This is a genomic window from Pleomorphovibrio marinus (assembly GCF_003347495.1).
In the GTDB taxonomy this organism is placed as follows: domain Bacteria; phylum Bacteroidota; class Bacteroidia; order Cytophagales; family Cyclobacteriaceae; genus Pleomorphovibrio; species Pleomorphovibrio marinus.
Map to the genome: position 1 here is coordinate 1 of NZ_QCXY01000035.1, position 1,161 is coordinate 1,161.

2 protein-coding genes are annotated in these 1,161 nt (G+C 37.2%); both read left to right on the top strand.

What is annotated here, in order from left to right; translation table 11 throughout:
• A partial coding sequence (locus tag DB520_RS26225) for a hypothetical protein (protein ID WP_157972275.1) occupies positions 1–452 on the top strand: 452 nt, incomplete at its 5' end.
• 11 nt (positions 453–463) lie between these two features.
• The gene (locus DB520_RS26230; protein ID WP_114752798.1) at positions 464–1,153 is read left to right on the top strand and encodes a hypothetical protein; all 690 of its coding nucleotides are present in this window, start codon (positions 464–466) and stop codon (positions 1,151–1,153) included.
• The last annotated feature ends 8 nt before the right edge of the window (positions 1,154–1,161 follow it).

Below are 1,161 nucleotides of genomic sequence, written 5' to 3' on the forward strand. Positions count from 1 at the left end.
GTGCGGCCCAGTCTTTTGTGGGCGGGGGTCTCTCCAGTTATGCGGGGCTGAGCTTTAGCGAATCCATTAAATATAAATGGAGCTTGGCCGGGAAATCCGGTATGGAGACCTTCACCAAATACGGCCTGCTAAACGTGGCGGGCAACTTTGCCTACGACAAGGAACAGGCGTTTTTCAAAAAGCCCCTGGCCATCCACGGCGCGGCCTTTATGATGGGCGGTATAGGCGCAAGCTTGCAGGAAGGGATTATGGGTGGTGATTTTGGAGATTCTATTTTTAGACCCTTTGCTCAAAGGCTTGGACAAAGTTCTCTAGCTTATTTTGCTGAATACTCTACAAATTATTACTTTAAAACCAAAATGCGGCAAGTCAAATTTGGGGACTATCGAAAAAGTAAAGCGGCTTCTTATGGAATGAAATCTTTCGCTTATAGTTGGTTGTACTCATTCTAACAAAGTAAGGCATGAGAAATTTATTTATTCTTCCATTACTCCTTATTTCACTTCTTTTTTTAGGTTGTGCCCCAAATAACGTATTCCATAAAAAAAGTAGAGGAAAATGGGTTACTAAAAAATCTTACACTACTACCGATACATTGGTTGTGAGAAATTACGGGTTGTACAATTCAATTAATGAAGTTTTATTAACCCCAAATAAAAAACCTTTATTTGTTAATAAAGATAGTTTATTAATGGTTTTTAAGAAATCGATTTACAAAATTGATTTTAATCTCATTGATATCAATTTGAGTAAAAATTTAATTGATAGTTCCTTATATCGGCAGCAAGCAGTAAGAATTGGACATATTGATGATACATATATTAGGACTTTAGCTGATTCTATTATTGGTAATGTAAAATTGATCCCAATCATCTATGCCCATAATCAATATTCATTTGTCACTTCATTTTCTGGAGTTGGTAATTTTAGTAGTAAAGGTTGGTATTTTATAACCTACCTTAGCTTATTTGTATTTGTGATTAAAGAAGATGAAATTGTTTATTCTCGCCATATCCGATATAAATCCGACCAAGTATGGGCCGATTCTAGGGAAGAAATTTTAGCTGTTCCCCCTCTTGCGGCTGTCAAACAAGAACACTGGGATGAACTGGTCAGACTGGCGATGGAGGATTATATCAAGCGGTTAAGATGAAAAGTCAG